Source organism: Faecalibacterium sp. An58 (assembly GCF_002161515.1).
In the GTDB taxonomy this organism is placed as follows: Bacteria; Bacillota; Clostridia; order Oscillospirales; family Ruminococcaceae; genus Faecalibacterium; species Faecalibacterium avium.
The window spans coordinates 12951-28573 of sequence record NZ_NFHX01000028.1; the positions used below are offsets into that span (position 1 = coordinate 12951).

Annotated in this window: 15 protein-coding genes and 1 tRNA gene; 9 read left to right on the forward strand and 7 right to left on the reverse strand. The window is 63.7% G+C overall.

Annotation, left to right across the window (positions count from 1 at the left end):
• Nucleotides 1–31: 31 nt before the first annotated feature.
• Nucleotides 32–107 (reverse strand) — tRNA-Ile (locus B5G12_RS12100).
• Nucleotides 108–669: 562 nt separating this feature from the next.
• On the opposite strand from B5G12_RS12100, the gene B5G12_RS12105 reads away from it, so the two are divergent.
• The 5 genes from B5G12_RS12105 (at nucleotide 670) to B5G12_RS12125 (ending at nucleotide 5613) form a co-directional block, all read left to right on the forward strand.
• On the forward strand, nucleotides 670–1947 hold the full coding sequence (locus tag B5G12_RS12105; protein WP_087325084.1) for a glycoside hydrolase family 10-like protein: 1278 nt from the start codon (nucleotides 670–672) through the stop codon (nucleotides 1945–1947).
• Between the two features lie 133 nt (nucleotides 1948–2080).
• Entirely contained in the window at nucleotides 2081–2629 is a 549-nt protein-coding gene (locus tag B5G12_RS12110) for a hypothetical protein (protein WP_087325085.1), read from the forward strand.
• On the forward strand, nucleotides 2626–3558 hold the full coding sequence (locus B5G12_RS12115; RefSeq protein WP_087325086.1) for a DMT family transporter: 933 nt from the start codon (nucleotides 2626–2628) through the stop codon (nucleotides 3556–3558). The genes B5G12_RS12110 and B5G12_RS12115 overlap by 4 nt, the downstream gene beginning before the upstream one ends.
• A complete protein-coding gene (locus tag B5G12_RS12120) occupies nucleotides 3548–4099 on the forward strand; it encodes a M48 family metallopeptidase (RefSeq protein WP_087325087.1) in 552 nt (183 codons plus the stop codon). Before B5G12_RS12115 ends, B5G12_RS12120 begins: the two co-directional genes overlap by 11 nt.
• Before the next feature lie 14 nt (nucleotides 4100–4113).
• Nucleotides 4114–5613, forward strand: a complete 1500-nt coding sequence (locus tag B5G12_RS12125) for a lipopolysaccharide biosynthesis protein (protein ID WP_242956031.1) — start codon at nucleotides 4114–4116, stop codon at nucleotides 5611–5613.
• A gap of 205 nt (nucleotides 5614–5818) precedes the next feature.
• Here the strand turns inward: B5G12_RS12125 and B5G12_RS15110 are convergent, their stop codons facing one another.
• From B5G12_RS15110 to B5G12_RS12150, 6 genes are all read right to left on the reverse strand, one after another.
• The gene (locus tag B5G12_RS15110; protein ID WP_275532649.1) at nucleotides 5819–5947 is read right to left on the reverse strand and encodes a hypothetical protein; all 129 of its coding nucleotides are present in this window, start codon (nucleotides 5945–5947) and stop codon (nucleotides 5819–5821) included.
• 51 nt (nucleotides 5948–5998) lie between these two features.
• Entirely contained in the window at nucleotides 5999–8116 is a 2118-nt protein-coding gene (locus B5G12_RS12130; RefSeq protein ID WP_087325088.1) for an AMP-binding protein, read from the reverse strand.
• A 56-nt stretch (nucleotides 8117–8172) separates the two neighbouring features.
• Entirely contained in the window at nucleotides 8173–8706 is a 534-nt protein-coding gene (locus B5G12_RS12135) for a hypothetical protein (protein WP_087231150.1), read from the reverse strand.
• A 473-nt stretch (nucleotides 8707–9179) separates the two neighbouring features.
• Nucleotides 9180–9563, reverse strand: a complete 384-nt coding sequence (locus B5G12_RS12140; protein ID WP_087231146.1) for a desulfoferrodoxin family protein — start codon at nucleotides 9561–9563, stop codon at nucleotides 9180–9182.
• A 142-nt stretch (nucleotides 9564–9705) separates the two neighbouring features.
• Nucleotides 9706–10509: a Cof-type HAD-IIB family hydrolase gene (locus tag B5G12_RS12145; protein WP_087231143.1), complete on the reverse strand. Its 804-nt coding sequence runs from the start codon at nucleotides 10507–10509 to the stop codon at nucleotides 9706–9708.
• A gap of 3 nt (nucleotides 10510–10512) precedes the next feature.
• Complete coding sequence (locus tag B5G12_RS12150) at nucleotides 10513–11166, reverse strand: HAD family hydrolase (RefSeq protein ID WP_087325089.1); 654 nt, start codon at nucleotides 11164–11166, stop codon at nucleotides 10513–10515.
• A 258-nt stretch (nucleotides 11167–11424) separates the two neighbouring features.
• Between B5G12_RS12150 and B5G12_RS12155 the strand changes: the two genes are divergently transcribed.
• The 4 genes from B5G12_RS12155 (at nucleotide 11425) to B5G12_RS12170 (ending at nucleotide 15412) form a co-directional block, all read left to right on the forward strand.
• On the forward strand, nucleotides 11425–12504 hold the full coding sequence (locus tag B5G12_RS12155; protein WP_087325090.1) for a branched-chain amino acid aminotransferase: 1080 nt from the start codon (nucleotides 11425–11427) through the stop codon (nucleotides 12502–12504).
• A 141-nt stretch (nucleotides 12505–12645) separates the two neighbouring features.
• Complete coding sequence (locus B5G12_RS12160; RefSeq protein ID WP_087325091.1) at nucleotides 12646–13416, forward strand: alpha/beta hydrolase; 771 nt, start codon at nucleotides 12646–12648, stop codon at nucleotides 13414–13416.
• 10 nt (nucleotides 13417–13426) lie between these two features.
• Nucleotides 13427–14179: an esterase family protein gene (locus B5G12_RS12165; RefSeq protein ID WP_087325092.1), complete on the forward strand. Its 753-nt coding sequence runs from the start codon at nucleotides 13427–13429 to the stop codon at nucleotides 14177–14179.
• Between the two features lie 27 nt (nucleotides 14180–14206).
• A complete protein-coding gene (locus B5G12_RS12170) occupies nucleotides 14207–15412 on the forward strand; it encodes an ATP-grasp domain-containing protein (protein ID WP_087231128.1) in 1206 nt (401 codons plus the stop codon).
• Nucleotides 15413–15623: the final 211 nt, after the last annotated feature.

Here is a 15623-nt window from a genome sequence, read left to right on the forward strand (position 1 = left end):
AAAAGCACGAAACGCGATGTTTCGTGCTTTTTGGTGGGCCAGGCAGGATTCGAACCCGCGATAACCCCGTTATGAGCGGGGAGTTCTGACCGCTGAACTACTGGCCCGTATGGAGATGAAGCTGGACCTGCGAGGGCGCATTCGGATGCCCTTCGTAGGTAAAAAGTAGGTGGAAACGCTTTTTTGCCGTTATGACGGCGAGAAAACGACGAATATGCGGATGTTTTGGAAGCGCCGGACGATAAGACCAAGCGGTTATGAGCCGCCAGCTCTGACCAGCTGAGCTACTGGCCCATGGTCGTGCCGCATATGCTGGATGCAGAGAGCGGACGAACAGGAACGATTTACATTATAGCAGATTTTGAAGAAAATGCAAAGCTTTTATGAGAAACCTGTCCTCAGACTGTCAAAAAAGTCCTGTCCAGCCGACATGTGCGGATGGACAGGACACATACAGGGAAATTTAGCACTGAGAGTGTGCGAGCCGCTTTGCGGCGAGTGCGCGGTTCAGCGCTAAATTTTGTCCCCAGGGGGATATTAGGGGGAAGGAATTTCTGACCTGCGCAGCAGGCAGAAATGGGTTCCCCCTAAAGCGTGTCGTATTTCGACACGCTGACTTGTCCTTACAGGGGCGGATGTGTTATAGTATCACCGAAGGAGGCGGATGGGATGAGCCGCAAGAGAACGAAACGCACCGCGCCCCGCCGTGCCGCCAGGGGGCGTCTGACGCGGCGGGCTTTCCTGCTGGGCGCAGGGGCGGCGGCCGGGGCCGGCCTGGTATGGGCAAGCCGCAGCCAAAGCAAAGCGCAGCCCACCGCCCCGCAGCAGGCGTCGCCGGGCGAATACCGTGCGGCGTGGATCAGTTACATCGAGCTGCAGGGGATGGACTATACCTCGGCGGACGCGTTCCGGGCGTCGGCGGCCGCCATGATGGACCACTGCGCCGCCCTGGGCCTCAATACCGTCATCGTGCAGGTGCGGCCCTTCGGGGACGCGCTGTACCCCAGCGCCCTGTTCCCCTGGAGCCACCTGTGCACCGGCGTACAGGGGCAGGACCCCGGCTTTGACCCGCTGGATACCCTGATCGCGGAGGCCCACAGCCGCGGGCTGTCCCTGGAAGGCTGGATCAACCCCTACCGGCTGCGGGGTTCGGCCAGCCAGCCCGCCCAGCTGTGCCCCGCCAGCCTGGCCAGCACCCACCCCGAATGGGTGGTGACGGTGGCCGACGGCGTTTATCTGAACCCGGCCATCCCCGAGGCGGCCGCCTATGTGGTGGACGGGGTGGCGGAACTGGTGTCCCGCTATGCGGTGGATGGGGTGCACTTTGACGATTACTTCTACCCCACCACCGACCCGTCCATCGACGCGGCCCAGTTTGCGGCCAGCGGCGCGCAGGACCTGGACGCCTGGCGGCGGCAGAACGTCACCGCCCTGGTCAAGGCGGCCCACGACGCCGTCAAGGCCCAGGACCCTACCCTCCGGTTTGGGGTCAGCCCCCAGGGCAACCCCGACAACGACGTCCACCAGCAGTACAGCGACGTATACGGCTGGCTGGCGGCCGAGGGCGAGGACGCCGTGGTGGATTACCTGTGCCCCCAGCTCTACTGGGGGTATGGGTATACCCTGTCCGGCGGCTCGGAGCGCTTTGCCTATCCCAATATCCTGGCCGAGTGGCTGGCCATGCCCCGGGGCTCTGCGGCCCTTTACATCGGGCTGGGCGCCTACCGGATCGGAGACGGGGACGGCGGCGCCAACCCCGACAGCACGGCCCAGTGGTCCACCGGGCAGGCTCTGGCCCGGCAGGTGGATGAACTGCGCGCACAGGGCGCGGGGGGCTATGCCCTGTACCGGTATGGCTCGCTGTTCGCAAACAGCGCCTGGGCTCAGCTCGCCCAGGCCGAATGCCAGGCTTTGCAGGCGGCAAACAGCGCCGCAGAGGTTGTCTAAAAGGCAAAAGTGCGGTATAATAAGGCGTATCTGCGCACGCCGCAGTTTGTCAGGCTCTGAACCGATCAACGAAATCAATGTTTTCAATGTTTTCAATGATTTGAATGATTTCCATGTTTTAAGAGGTTTTTCTATGAACAGAAACATCATCCGTGCGCTCTGCGCGCTGGCGCTGGCGGGGGCTTTGGCCCTGAGCCTGGCGGGCTGCGAGAGCATCAAAAACGGGGTGGCCAACGCCCTGGGCTTTTCCAGCAACGCCCAGCAGGAGGAGGACACCACCAACTGGGCCGCGGCCACCGCCGACCCCATCCTGCTGCCCGAGGGCACCGACGCCACCGCCCAGTGGACCAACGTGGTGTCGAACGGCACCCTGTACGGGGTGTACAACGGCATCTGGACGAGGAACACCGGCTATTTCCAGGTGTCGGGGGACAGCCTGACCATCACCGCCTGCGGCACCGCCGAGGGCACCCAGCGCTATAAGATCGCCCTGTGGAAAAAGGTGGACGGCGGGGCCCAGTACATCAACGGCTCCACCGGCTATATCCCCACCGACGGCACCAACTACCAATTCACCATCAGCGGGCTGGACCCGGCGGCCCAGTACCGTCTGACCGTCTCCTACGATTCCAGCCGCTACTACCTGTATGGGATGTTTGCAGCCCAGGGGGTGGCAGGATGAGGACACAGACCCGCAATACCCTGCTGCTGGTGCTCTGCGCCCTGATCTGGGGCCTGGCCTTCGTGGCCCAGAGCGCCGGGGCGTCGCTGGCCCCCTTTGCCTTTCTGGCCTGCCGCAGCTGGCTGGCTGTGGCGGCTCTGTGGCCGGTCTGCCATCTCTTTGATGCGATGCGCCGCCGCAAAGCGCCTCCTTCCGCCGCGCCCCAAAGCCCGGACCGCCGCTTTCTGCTGACCGGCGGGTGCGTGTGCGGTACCCTTTTGTTCGCCGCATCGGCGGCCCAGCAGACCGGCATCACCCTCGACCCCTCCACCGCCAAGGCCAGCTTCATCACCGCCATGTATGTGGTGCTGGTGCCGGTGGCGGGGCTTGTCTTTGGCCGCCGCAGCCCGGTGCAGATCTGGGGCTGTGTGGCGGCGTCGGTGGCGGGGCTGTACCTGCTGTGTATGCAGGACGGCTTTGGGAGCATCCGCCCCAGCGACGGCGTGCTGCTGCTGTGCGCGGTGCTGTTCACCTTCCAGATCATGGCGGTGGACCACTTTGCCCCCCGGACCGACGGGGTGCGGCTGAGCCTGGTGCAGTTTCTGGTGGTGGCGGTGGAGAGCACCGCCGCCTCCCTGCTGACCGAAACGGTGACGCTGGCCGACATCACGGCCAACGCCCTGCCGGTGCTCTACTGCGGGGTGCTGTCCAGCGGGGTGGGCTATACGCTACAGATCCTGGGCCAGAAGGACCTTGACCCCGCCATCGCCAGCCTGGCCATGTGCCTGGAGAGCGTGTTCGGGGCGCTGGGCGGCTGGCTGCTGCTGCGCCAGAGCCTGACCGCCCGGGAGATCGCGGGCTGTGCGCTGATCTTTGCGGCGGTGGTGGCGGCGCAGCTGCCGCTGGGCCGGTTGCTTCGCCGCCGCGCCAAAGAAGGCCATGGGAGCTAAGGACGGCGCGGTCAGCCAGCGCCAGGTGGGGGAGATCTGCTACCAGCTGGTCCGCCGCCGCGTCAAGAATCTGAACCTGCGGGTGCGGGCGGACGGCACGGTAGCGGTCAGCATCCCCCTGCGGGTCCCGGCAGCCCAGGCCGACGCCTTTGTGGCATCCCACGCCGCCTGGATCGAACAGGCCCGCCAGCGTGCGGCCCGGCGCGCTGCGCGTCCCCTGCCCGACCGGCAGGAGGCTTTGGATCGCTTCACCGCCCTGGTGGAGGCGGCCTGGCCCGCCTTTGCGTCCCGCCTGGGGCCGCAGCCCCCGGCCGTCAGGGTGCGCGCCATGACCAGCCGCTGGGGTGTGTGCGCCCCTGCCAAGCGGCAGGTCACCTTTGCGCTGGCGCTGTACGGGATGCCCCTGGCCGCGCAGGAATATGTGGTGGTGCACGAGCTGTGCCATCTGCTGGTGCCCGGCCACAGCCCGGCCTTTTGGGAGCAGGTGGCCCAGCGGCTGCCCGACTGGAAGGCCCGCCGCGCCCTGCTGCGGGACGAATAAGGAGGTATTCCGCCTTGGAAGAAAAAAAGGCCCCCGCCCGGGGGCAGAACAAATACGAAAAGCTGGCGGGCAACACCATGATCTTTGCCATCAGCAGCTTTTCATCCAAGCTGCTCACCCTGATCGTGCAGCCCTTTTTGACCTACGCCATGCGGGACGTCGCGAGCATGGGCATCTCCAAGCTGCTCAGCCAGTGCGCCAACCTCCTCATCCCCTTTGTCTCGATGGGGATGAGCAACGCCATCATCCGCTTTGGCCTGGACAAGGGCAACAGCAAAAAGCAGGTGTTCACCAACGGCCTGCTGACCATCCTGCTGGGCTATGGCGTGCTGCTGCTCTGCTGGCCGCTGCTGCAAAGGGTGCCGGGGGTGGCCGGGTACGGGGTGCTGCTGTGCATCTATGTGCTCACCAGCTGCCTGCGCACCCTCTGCACCCAGTTCATCCGCAGCCGTGAGATGAACCGCCTGGTGGGAGTGGACGGGGTGCTGTGCACCTTCGCCACCCTGATGTTCTATGTCCTCTACCTGGTGGTGCTGGACATGGGCGCCGAGGGTTACCTGCTGGCCATCATCTGCGGGGACGCTGCCAGCAGCCTGTTCCTGTTTGTCACCGGCACCCTGTGGCGCTATATCGATTTCAGCCGCATCAACCGCACCCTGTGGCGGGAGATGCTCCGCTTTTCCCTGCCCATGATCCCGGCGCAGATCAGCTTCTGGATCATCAACGCCTCGGATATGTTCTTTGTCAACGCCCTGTGCGAGGGCTACGGGGGCCGCTCGGGCACCGAGTGGAGCGGCCTTTTGTCCACCGGCTATTTCCTGCCCACCATCCTCACCACCCTGGGCACCATCTTTTACGACGCCTGGCAGCTGTCCGCCGTCACCGAGGAGCACGGCCGCAGCCGGTTTTACTCCAACGTGTTCAAGAGCTACGCCAGCGTCATGTTCTGCTGCGCCGGCGGCATCCTGTGGCTCTGCCGCCCGGTCATGCTGATCATGAAGTCCAGCTATTTCGACGCCTGGCAGTTCGTGCCCTACCTGACGCTGGCGGCGGTGTTCTCCTGCTTCACCCAGTTCATGAACAGCATCTATGTGGTCTACAAGCAGTCCACCCACAGCCTGTACACCATGATGGCGGGGGCGGTGGCCAACTGCGTCATGAACTATCTGGGCATCGTGTGGTTTGGCCCGGTGGGGGTCACCTATGCGTCCTTCCTGGCCATGGTGCTGGTGTTCGTGCTGCGTGTGATCGACAGCCGCTCGATGATCCGCCTGCGGCTGCATCTGCCCCACATGGGGGTGAACGTGGCCCTGCTGGTGGCCGAGGCGGGCATCACCCTGGCCGAAGTGCCCTGGTACGGCCTGTGGACCGGCCTTTTGTGCGCCGTAGTGATCGCCTATAACTTTGACGGCGTATGGACCCTGGGCCGCGCCATCCTGCCCCGTCTGCTGGGCCGGCGCGCCGCGCCCCTGGTGCGCCTGGTGGACGGCGTGGTGCAGAAGGTCTACCACTGAATATGTATCACGACCGTACGCACATGTCGTCCGGTCGTGATCTTTTCATGATCTCCGAAATCGTTTCGCGATGCGTCCGCTCCGGCGGGCGCTTTTTGTTTGCCCGCCCCCGACGCATTTTGACGCTTTTTTCCCTCTTGACAAACCGCGGCGGACAGAAAAAGCCCCCGTCTCCGAAGGGAGCAAGGCGGGGGCAGGGGAGAATTTATGGGACCCGGATCTGTTTGCCGGCGGCCTCGTCGCAGTAGCGCATGGCCACCCGGTCCGCATAGACGGTCTCCATCCGGGCGACGAGCTGATCGATGGTGGATACGGGGATCTTGATCTGAGCCATAGAGTAAATCCTTTCTGTGAGCCGGGCCGCCCCGGCGCAGAAAGGGAGGGTTCACTCTCTTTGCAGTTTGCCCAGGGCGTTGCGGGGCAGAGGTTGATCGGTAAATTCCACCGCCGTGATCCGCTTGTACAGCGGCAGCGTGCGGTTGAGGGTATGGATATAGGCCCGCACCTGGGGCTGGAGGGCGGTGCGGCAGAGGATGCGGGCGCAGATGCGGCCCTTCTTCTGGCAGACCAGGGCTTCCCGCACGGCGGGGCAGCGGGCCAGCTTGGCCTCCAGCTCCTCGGGGCTGACGTTCTCACCGCTGGGCAGGACCATCAGGTTGTTCTTGCGGCCGGTCAGGTAGATGTAGCCGTCCTCATCGATGCGGGCCAGGTCCCCGGTATGGAACCAGCCGTCCCGCAGCACGGCGGCGGTGGCCTCGGGGTCCTTATAATAGCCCAGCATCACCGCGTCCCCCTTCATGCACAGCTCGCCGTCCTCCAGACGGTATTCCATGTCGGGGTCGCGCAGGCCCACCGAGGGCAGGTGTGCCTCGTCCTGGGCGCTGTTCCAGCCCCCGTCCCCCACCGTCTCGGTCAGGCCGTAGGTCTGGATGATCAAAAAGCCCTTGCCGGTCAGGTCGGCCAGCATCTGGGGGTCGTAGGTGGCGGCCCCGCAGGTGAAGATCCGCAGCTTGCCCAGGCGGGCGGCGCGGCCCTTCATCACATCGTGGTGGATGGACTTGAGCAGGGTGGGCACCACCGCCATGGCGTCGCTGGGCATGGCGGCCAGGTCCCGGTACAGGCGGCGCAGGTCGGTGCAGAAATGCACCGTGTTGCCGCTGATGCTCCAGGATACCAGGCTGGTCAGGGCCGCGATGTGGAACAGGGGCAGCACGCTGAGGCAGGAGAACCGGTAGTCCTCCCCCAGCTCCAGCTGGCGGCGCACCGCCCCAAAGGGCTCGGTGAACAGCCGCATGGGCGCAAAGAGGTTGCGCTGGCTCAGCATCACCCCTTTGCTGCGGCCGGTGGTGTCGGAGGTGAACAGGATGAGGGCCAAAGCGTCCTGGTCGGGGCATTCGGACAGCTGGGCCAGTTCGGTGCAGCGGGCAAAGGCCCCGATCTCCAGCACCTGGCCTGCAAATTGGGCGAAATCGGGTTCCCGGGCGGCATAGCTGCCGTCGGTGAGCAGGCAGTCCACGTCGGCCCGGTCCAGCTCGGCGGCAAGCTCGGGCCAGCTTTTCTCGCTGTTCAGGGGCACGGCCACCGCGCCCGCCAGGATGCACCCGAAAATGGCCACCGCATAGGGATAGCCGCTGGGGGCCAGCAGCCCGATGTGGCGGCCCTGCACCTGCGGCACCGAGCGCTGCAGCCAGCCCACCATCCGGCGGATGTCGGCGGCGTACTCTTTGTACAGGATCTCCCGCACCCCGCCGGCGGCCTCGTCGTAATAGCGCACGGCCACCCGGTCCGGCCAGGCGGACTCCATGTTCACCACGTTCTGGTAGACGGTGGAGATCCAGAAGGTCTGGGCCAGGGATTGCTCCATGGCCTGGCGGGCCCGGACCGACTCCCGCGCCTCAAAGGCGTCCAGGATCTCCCGGTACCAGTGCAGGGCCACCTGGGCGCTCTGCTGGCGGACGTTCTGGCGGTAGGCCGACTGCATGGCGTCGTCGATGATCTGGTAGATCTGCTGCATCATGGTGCTGCGGGTCAGCTGGGCCAGCTGCTCGTGGAAGGCGCTGTCCAGCCGGGCAAAGGCGGCCAGGTCTCCCACTGCCCGCTCCATCTGATCCACCAGCTGCCGCAGCCCGGCGATCTCCCGGTCGGTGGCCCGGCGGCAGGCGATCTCGCAGATGGGGCCCTCCACCATCCGGCGGAAGGTCAGGATATCCCGCAGCGTCTCCTGCCCCAGGTACAGCATGGGCACCAGCTGGTTGAGGGCGGCCTGCGCCCCCGCGCCCCGCACAAAGGAACCCTCCCCAAAGCGGGTCTCCAGCAGCCCCAGGCCGCTGAGCTTTTGCAGGGCGTTGCGCACCGTCACCCGGCTGACCCCAAACTGGGCGGCCAGCTCGTTTTCTGAGGGCAGCTTCTGCCCGGGTTTCCAGCTGCCCGAGAGGATCTGCTCCCGCAGCTGGTCAAAGACCTGCTGGCTGACGCTGCTCTTTACCACTTTCTTGATTGCCATAGCCGGACGCTCCTTTTTGAGAAATATACTTCTATTGTAGCATCCGGCGGCCGATTTTACAATTCTGGGGTTTCTTCCGGGACGGCGGCGCGGCGGGCGGCCAGTTTCTCCCCGATGCCGGCGGCCACCACCGAGCCGCCCAGGATGACGGCGCCGCCCAGCCACAGCACCAGCAGGTTATAGCCGGTCGAGGCGAGGCTGACGGACTCAAAGTTGACGGTAGCCACCGTCAGGTAGGCAAAGGCCACATTGTTGCAGGCCACCGGGCAGACGGTGCCGCCCAGGATGATCACGGCCAGCACCACGCCGATGCTGAGCGAGAAAGCGCCCAGCGCGCCCAGAGAGGGCGCCAGGCCGAAGGTGCCCGCGTGCAGGCCCAGAGCGGCCAGCAGGCCCAGGCTGCCCCCCGCAAAGATGGAGGGGATGTTCTTTTTGTCCGCCCCCAGGGCGAAAAAGAAGATGGTGACGAAATACAGCGCCCAGGCGGTGATGCCAAGGGCGACAGCGGCCACGTTGACGAGGAAGATCCATGCCAGTACGCAGCTGGTGACGATGACCTGATGACGGGTGGGTTTGTGGAAGATAGACATAAAGGCCTCCCTGTGTTGCCGGCGGCAGGGTGAAACACCCGCCCTGCCGGGTTTGATTGTATACCTGTATTACAGGTGCACCAAAAGAATACCACGCCCGCCGGCCCGTGTCAAGAAGAACAGGGGGCGGGGCGTTTTAGAGTGGACCCATTTCTGTGCGCGGCGGGCGGCACCCAAAAAGCCCCTGCCTTCCCGGGGGAAAGCAGGGGCGCAGACTATCAAAAAAGTCCCGTCCAGCCGACATGTGCGGATGGACGGGACACATACAGGGAAATTTGGCGCTGAGAGTGTGCGAGGCCGTCAGGCCGAGTGCGCGGTTCAGCGCCAAATTTTGTCCCCAGGGGGATACCAGGGGGAAGGAATTTCTGACCTGCGCAGCAGGCAGAAATGGGTTCCCCCTGGAGCGTGTCAAACGACACGCAAAAAAAGCCCCTGCCTTCCCGGGGGAAAGCAGGGGCGGATGGGTCTTTGGTTTAGGCCTCGGTCTTCCACAGGCCATGCAGGTTGCAGTACGCATAGGCGGCGACCACCTTGTCACCCTCGGCCAGTGCAAACACAGCCTTGGGCTCGGCGTCGGCGGTCAGGGTCTTGCGCTGGACGCCCTGCTCGGTCTCCAGGACCACCCACTGGATCAGGTGGGCGTCGGTCATGGGATGGGCCACCGAGCCGACGGTAACGGTGACGGTGCTGCCCTCCACGGCGATGACCGGCTTGTGCTTCTCGCCGGCGGCCTCAACGGTGTTGGGGACCAGCTCCTTCATGGGCTCGCCGCAGCAGATCATGGGAACGCCGGAGCTGTGGATGGTCTCGATCAGGTTGCCGCAGTGGGTGCAAACATAGAACTTCAGGTCTTTCATGGTATTCTCTCCTTTGCGATACGATGTTGAATATGACTGCGGGCCGCCGGGTGCGGCCTGTATGTTTTGGTTTGCAGGGGGCTTTCTGCCCGCCTTGTGACAACAGTATACCCCACCGCCGGCCCCTTTGTCCGTGACTGCATCACCCTGGGATCAGCCCGAAATGGACGGCGGCCTGCCAGATGCCGCCTTCTTCCACCGGGGCGGTGACATAGTCGGCGGCGGCCTGGACGGCGGGAGCCGCATTGCCCATGGCCACGCCGATGCCGGCGGCCCGGAGCATCCCCATGTCGTTGCCGCCGTCCCCAAAGGCGATGCACTGATCCATCCGCAGCCCGAAACGGGCCAGCATCCGGGCCATACCCTCGGCTTTGCCCCCGTCGGCGGGGATGATGTCCGCAAAGACCGGATTCCACCGCACCGCTTTGACCCCAGGGACCGCCGCCGCAAAGGGGGCGTCCATTTCGGGGGGCATGTAGGCGTTCAGCTGGTATGTGGGATGGGTCAGGGCCCGGACGGGGTCCTGGATGGGATGCCGGGGCGGCTTGAGCCGGTGGGCGGCACAGACGGCGTCCACCTGGGCCGAGCGGCGGTTGTCGTAAAAGCTGGCCTCCTCAAAGAAGGTGCACACCACCTCGGGATGGCGCTCCAGCCAGTCCAGCAAAAGGGGGATGGATGCGGCGGGCAGGGCCTGATTGTAAAAGGGCACCAGGTCCGCGTCGGTGCAGCACTGGCCGTTGGTCAGCACATAGCCGTCAAAGCGGAAAGCAAGGGCGTCGCGGAGGGCGTCCAGCATGAGGGGCGCGCGGCCGCTGGCGATGAACAGCAGCATCCCCGCCGCCCGCATCTGCTCCAGCGCCCGCAGGGTGGAGGGAGCGGCCCGATGGCTTTCGAAGTGGAGCAAGGTGCCGTCGATGTCAAAAAAGGCGGCTCGTATCGGCTGCACCGGTCACACCTCCCCTGCCCGCAGCAGTTCCAGGACCTGGTGCAGGCTGGGACAGACTGCGGTGCACAGAGCCCGGATCTCGGGGGTGGGGGGCATCAGGTCGGGCACCATGATGGTGACGAACCCCCCTGCCGCCCCCGCCCGGACGCCGTTGTAGCTGTCCTCCAGCACCAGGCACCGGCCGGGCTCGAGGCCCAGCATCTGCGCCCCCAGCAGGAAGGGCTGGGGATCGGGCTTGGGCCGGGTCACCTTGTCCCCTGCCACCAGGGCGGAAAAATACGGGCCCAGCGCCCAGTTGTCCAGGTTGCGGCGGACCACCGCCTCCCGGCTGGAGGACACCACCGCCATCGGGATGCGCTGCTCGGACAGCCAGGCCAAAAGCGGGTCGAGGCCCGGCTTTTTGGGCACCGGCGCGGCAAATTTGGCTTCTGCGATGTTGTGCATATCGCTTATCACCGCGTCGGCGGGGCAGTCGGGGCCGTACCAGTCCAGCAGGCGCTGGCGGTTCACCGAGCTGCCGGCCCCCCGGCAGGCTTCGGCCAGGCCGGGTTTATAGGACAGCCCGTGGGCCGCCAGGGCCGGTTCCCAGGACTGGCCCCACAGCGGCTCGGTGTCGAACATCAGGCCGTCCATATCAAAAAGAACACCTTGTATCATAGATCCTCTTGCGGGGCAAACTCCAGGAGATGCCCTCATGGTCGTGGTCGTTTTCCGCCTGCCGCGGCCGTATCCGGGCGGCAGATCTCACTTTTATTATAGCACAATTCGCCGCAACTTACATTATGAAAAGATGAAAATATTTGCCGCCCCTCTTGTAAAATTTGTACTTGCAATTATAATTGGAATAAACCTTCGGCGAAAGCGAAGGCCGGTGGGCCTTTGCGGCTTTCCCGACTTGCAGAAAGAGGGAGTATCATGTTGGATATCAAAATCACCCGAACTTCCACCCCCAAGGCAAAGCCTGAGGATGAGTCAAAGCTGGGCTTCGGCAAGATCTTTACCGACCATATGTTCGTCATGGATTACACCGCCGGCCAGGGCTGGCATGATGCGCGCATCGTGCCCTACGGCCCCTTCCAGCTGGACCCCGCCACCACCGTGCTGCACTATGCCCAGGAGATCTTTGAGGGCATGAAGGCCTACCGCACCGCCGACGGCACCGTGCAGCTGTTCCGCCCCGACTGCAACGCCAAGCGGATGCAGGATTCCGCCGACCGCCTGTGCATCCCCGCCATCCCGGAGGAGGATTATATCCAGGCCGTGGAGGCCATCGTGGACGTGGACCGCGACTGGGTGCCCCACACCTTTGGCGCTTCGCTGTACATCCGTCCCTTTGCCTTTGCCACCGACGTGGGTCTGGGGGTCCATGCTTCCCGCCACTACACCTTCTGCATCATCTGCTCCCCCTCGGGCGCTTATTACGCCGAGGGCATCGACCCGGTGCGCATCTATGTGGAGGATGACTACATCCGCGCCGCTCCCGGCCTGACCGGCTTCACCAAGTGCGGCGGCAACTACGCGGCTTCCATCAAGGCCGGCGAACTGGCCGAGGAGCAGGGCTACGCCCAGGTTCTCTGGCTGGACGGCGTGGAAAAGAAGTATGTGGAAGAAGTCGGCAGCATGAACATCATGTTCAAGATCGACGGCAAGGTCTATACCGCCGCCACCGTCGGCACCGTCCTGCCCGGCGTCACCCGCCGCAGCTGCATCGAGCTGCTGAAGGACTGGGGCTATGAGGTGATCGAGGGCAAGCTGGCCATCGCCGACGTGATGCAGGCCGCCCGGGACGGCAAGCTGGAGGAAGTCTTTGGCACCGGCACCGCCGCCGTGGTCAGCCCCGTCAAGGAGCTGGTGTGGAAGGGCGAGCACGCCTACATCGGCGACGGCAAGATCGGCCCCGTCACCCAGAAACTGTATGACACCATGACCGGTATGCAGTGGGGCCGCCTGCCCGACACCAAGGGCTGGATCGTCCCGGTCAAAAAGGTCTATTGAGCCTCTGCACAGCCATCCTGACTCCCGCCCCGCACAAAGGCGGGAGTTTTTTGGTGGCAAAGGTCTTTACTTCTTTGCTTTACTGTGATAAACTAACAGAAGCGGACCGGCCTTTGGGCCGGGCCGGGAGGGAGCTGGACTATGGTCAGAAAATGGAGCGTCCCCTATCCTGCGGTGGGAGGACAGGAGGAGCGGGACGCATATCTTTACCTGCCTGTGGGGTATGAGGAGGAGCCCGGCCGCCGCTATCCGGTGCTGTATATGTTCGACGGGCAGAACGTCTTTTGGGACGAGGACGCCACCTACGGCAAAAGCTGGGGGATGGAGCGGTTTCTGGATGACAACCAGGTGCCCCTGATCGTGGCGGCCCTGGAGTGCAACACCGGCCGCAACAACGAGCGGCTGGACGAATACTCGCCCTACCGCTTTGACGACGACCGTTGGGGCCACTTTGACGGCCACGGGGATGACACCATGGAGTGGTTCATCCGGGAGTTCAAGCCCTGGGTGGACCAGAACTGCCGCACCCTGCCCGACCGGGAGCACACCTTCATCGCGGGCAGCTCGATGGGCGGCCTGATGAGCCTGTACGCCCTGTTCCGCTACAACCACATCTATGGCCGGGCGGCGGCTTTGTCCCCGTCCATCTGGGTGGCCCCCGAAAAGCTGAAGGCCCTGGTGGCCCGGGCCGCCCTGCAGCCGGGGACCGTGCTGTATATGGACTACGGCTCCCGGGAGATGGGCAGCCACAACGGGATGCGCCGGGATTTTGGGGCCTTCGGGGCCAAGGTGATGGCGCGCGGGGTCCATCTGACCATGCGCATCGTGCCGGGAGGCACCCACAGCGAGGCCAGCTGGGAGCGGCAGCTGCCCTTTGTGATGGAGACCCTGTTCTACGATCTGGAGCTGTAAGGAGGCTGCAATGGAGACCCAATATTTCAAGGAATACAGCCCGGCTTTGGGCCGGGAGATGGAGTGCAAGCTGTACGGCCACAAAGGCCGGCCCATGCTCTTTATCCCCTGCCAGGACGGACGCTTTTTCGATTTTGAGAATTACCACATGGCCGGCACCCTGGCGCCCTGGATCGAGTCGGGCCAGGTGATGGTGCTGTCCATCGACACCATGGACGCCGAGAGCTGGTCGGACAAGGGGGGCGACCCCTACTGGCGGATCCGCCGCTACGAGCAGTGGCTGGACTACATCGTGGGGCAGGCGGGCCCCATGCTGCAGCACATCGCCTGCGAAAAGAACGGCTGGGACAGCCTGCCCGGCATCATCCCCTTTGGATGCAGCCTGGGGGCCACCCATGCGGTCAACCTCTATCTGCGCCACCCCGACCTGTTCGACGGGTGCCTGGCCCTCAGCGGCATCTATACCGCCAGCTATGGCTTCGGGGATTATATGGACGATGTGGTCTACCGCAATTCGCCGGTGGATTATATGGCCAACTTCCCCACCGATCACCCCTTCATGGACTACTACCGGGCCAAGAAAGCGGTGATCTGCTGCGGCCAGGGCGACTGGGAAATGCCCGCCACCACCTGGCGGCTGAAAGAGATCCTGGAGCAGAAAGGGATCCCCGTCTGGGTGGATCTGTGGGGGCACGACGTCTGCCACGACTGGCCCTGGTGGTATAAGCAGGTCATTTATTATATGCCCTATCTGCTGGGCTGAGCGGGGCATACACAAGGAGGAATCTGTATGAAAAACTTCATCTTCATCTCCCCGAACTTTCCCACCAACTACTGGCAGTTCTGCCATGAGCTGAAAAACAACGGCATGAACGTGCTGGGCATCGGCGACCAGCCCTACGACGAGCTGATGGACGAGCTGAAGGACAGCCTGCAGGAATACTACAAGGTGGACAGCCTGGAGAACTACGACGAGGTATACCGGGCGGTGGCCTTCTTTGCCTTCAAATACGGCAAGATCGACTGGCTGGAATCCAACAATGAGTACTGGCTGGAGCAGGACGCCCGGCTGCGCACCGACTTCAACATCAACACCGGCTTCCACCTGGAGGATATGCCCCGCATCAAGTACAAGAGCAAGATGAAGGCATACTACCAGAAGGCGGGCATCACCACCGCACGCTACCACATGGTGGACAACTTCGACGGCTGCCGCAAGTTCATCGACCAGGTGGGCTATCCGGTGGTGGTCAAGCCGGACAACGGCGTGGGCGCTTCGGATACCTACAAGCTGTCCTCGGACCAGGAGCTGCGGGATTTCCTGGCCTACAAGTATGTGGCCCATCCCTTTGCCCCCTACATCATGGAGGAGTTCGTCCACGCCGAGGTGAACAGCTACGACGCCATCATCGACGCCCACGGCAACCCCATCTTTGAGGCGGGCAACGTGACTCCCATGTCCATCATGGACATCGTCAACAACAACGACAACTCCATTTACTACATCGTCAAGGACCTGCCCGACGACACCCGCGCCGCCGGCCGCGCCGCCGTCAAGAGTTTCGGGGTCAAGAGCCGGTTCGTCCACTTTGAGTTCTTCCGGATGACCGAGGACCAGCCCAGCATGGGCGAAAAGGGCAAGATCGTGGCCCTGGAGGTGAATATGCGCCCCTGCGGCGGCTTCACCCCTGATATGATCAACTTTGCCCGCTCCACCAACGTCTACAAGATCTGGGCCGATATGGTAGCCTTTGGGGGCACCGATATGCCGGTGGGCGAGCACTATTTCTGCGCTTACGCCGGCCGCCGGGACGGCAAGCCCTTCCATTACAGCCATGAGCAGATCATGCAGAAGTATCAGGACAATATGCGGATGGTAGGCCGCATCCCCGATGCCCTGGCCGACGCCATGGGCAACCAGATGTATGTGGCCAACTTCTCCACCGAGGAGGAGATGAACCAGTTCTACCACGACGTGCTGGCCTGCAACGAGTGACCAAGCGCAAAAACCAAACCCAAACGAGCGCCCCGCTTTCGCAGGGCGCTTTTTCTTTGCCTCCAAGTCCCCTGCCCCAAAGTTAGAGTACACAAACTAAAGAAAATAAAGAAAAAATGGGAAATTTTGAAATTGGGTCTTGACACCGGGGGGGGGTATGTTATGATAGGCACACAAAGGAAAGGACCTTCCTTTGAACCTGTTTTGGGTC

Bases quoted from the DNA above. Each gene is read 5' to 3' on its own strand.
- B5G12_RS12165 (WP_087325092.1), top strand. From the start codon at position 13,427: ATGGAGACCCAATATTTCAAGGAATACAGCCCGGCTTTGGGCCGGGAG.
- B5G12_RS12110 (WP_087325085.1), top strand. From the start codon at position 2,081: ATGAACAGAAACATCATCCGTGCGCTCTGCGCGCTGGCGCTGGCGGGG.
- B5G12_RS12170 (WP_087231128.1), top strand. From the start codon at position 14,207: ATGAAAAACTTCATCTTCATCTCCCCGAACTTTCCCACCAACTACTGG.
- B5G12_RS12150 (WP_087325089.1), bottom strand. From the start codon at position 11,166: ATGATACAAGGTGTTCTTTTTGATATGGACGGCCTGATGTTCGACACC.
- B5G12_RS12130 (WP_087325088.1), bottom strand. From the start codon at position 8,116: ATGGCAATCAAGAAAGTGGTAAAGAGCAGCGTCAGCCAGCAGGTCTTT.
- B5G12_RS12120 (WP_087325087.1), top strand. From the start codon at position 3,548: ATGGGAGCTAAGGACGGCGCGGTCAGCCAGCGCCAGGTGGGGGAGATC.
- B5G12_RS15110 (WP_275532649.1), bottom strand. From the start codon at position 5,947: ATGGCTCAGATCAAGATCCCCGTATCCACCATCGATCAGCTCGTCGCC.
- B5G12_RS12155 (WP_087325090.1), top strand. From the start codon at position 11,425: ATGTTGGATATCAAAATCACCCGAACTTCCACCCCCAAGGCAAAGCCT.
- B5G12_RS12140 (WP_087231146.1), bottom strand. From the start codon at position 9,563: ATGAAAGACCTGAAGTTCTATGTTTGCACCCACTGCGGCAACCTGATC.
- B5G12_RS12105 (WP_087325084.1), top strand. From the start codon at position 670: ATGAGCCGCAAGAGAACGAAACGCACCGCGCCCCGCCGTGCCGCCAGG.
- B5G12_RS12115 (WP_087325086.1), top strand. From the start codon at position 2,626: ATGAGGACACAGACCCGCAATACCCTGCTGCTGGTGCTCTGCGCCCTG.
- B5G12_RS12135 (WP_087231150.1), bottom strand. From the start codon at position 8,706: ATGTCTATCTTCCACAAACCCACCCGTCATCAGGTCATCGTCACCAGC.
- B5G12_RS12160 (WP_087325091.1), top strand. From the start codon at position 12,646: ATGGTCAGAAAATGGAGCGTCCCCTATCCTGCGGTGGGAGGACAGGAG.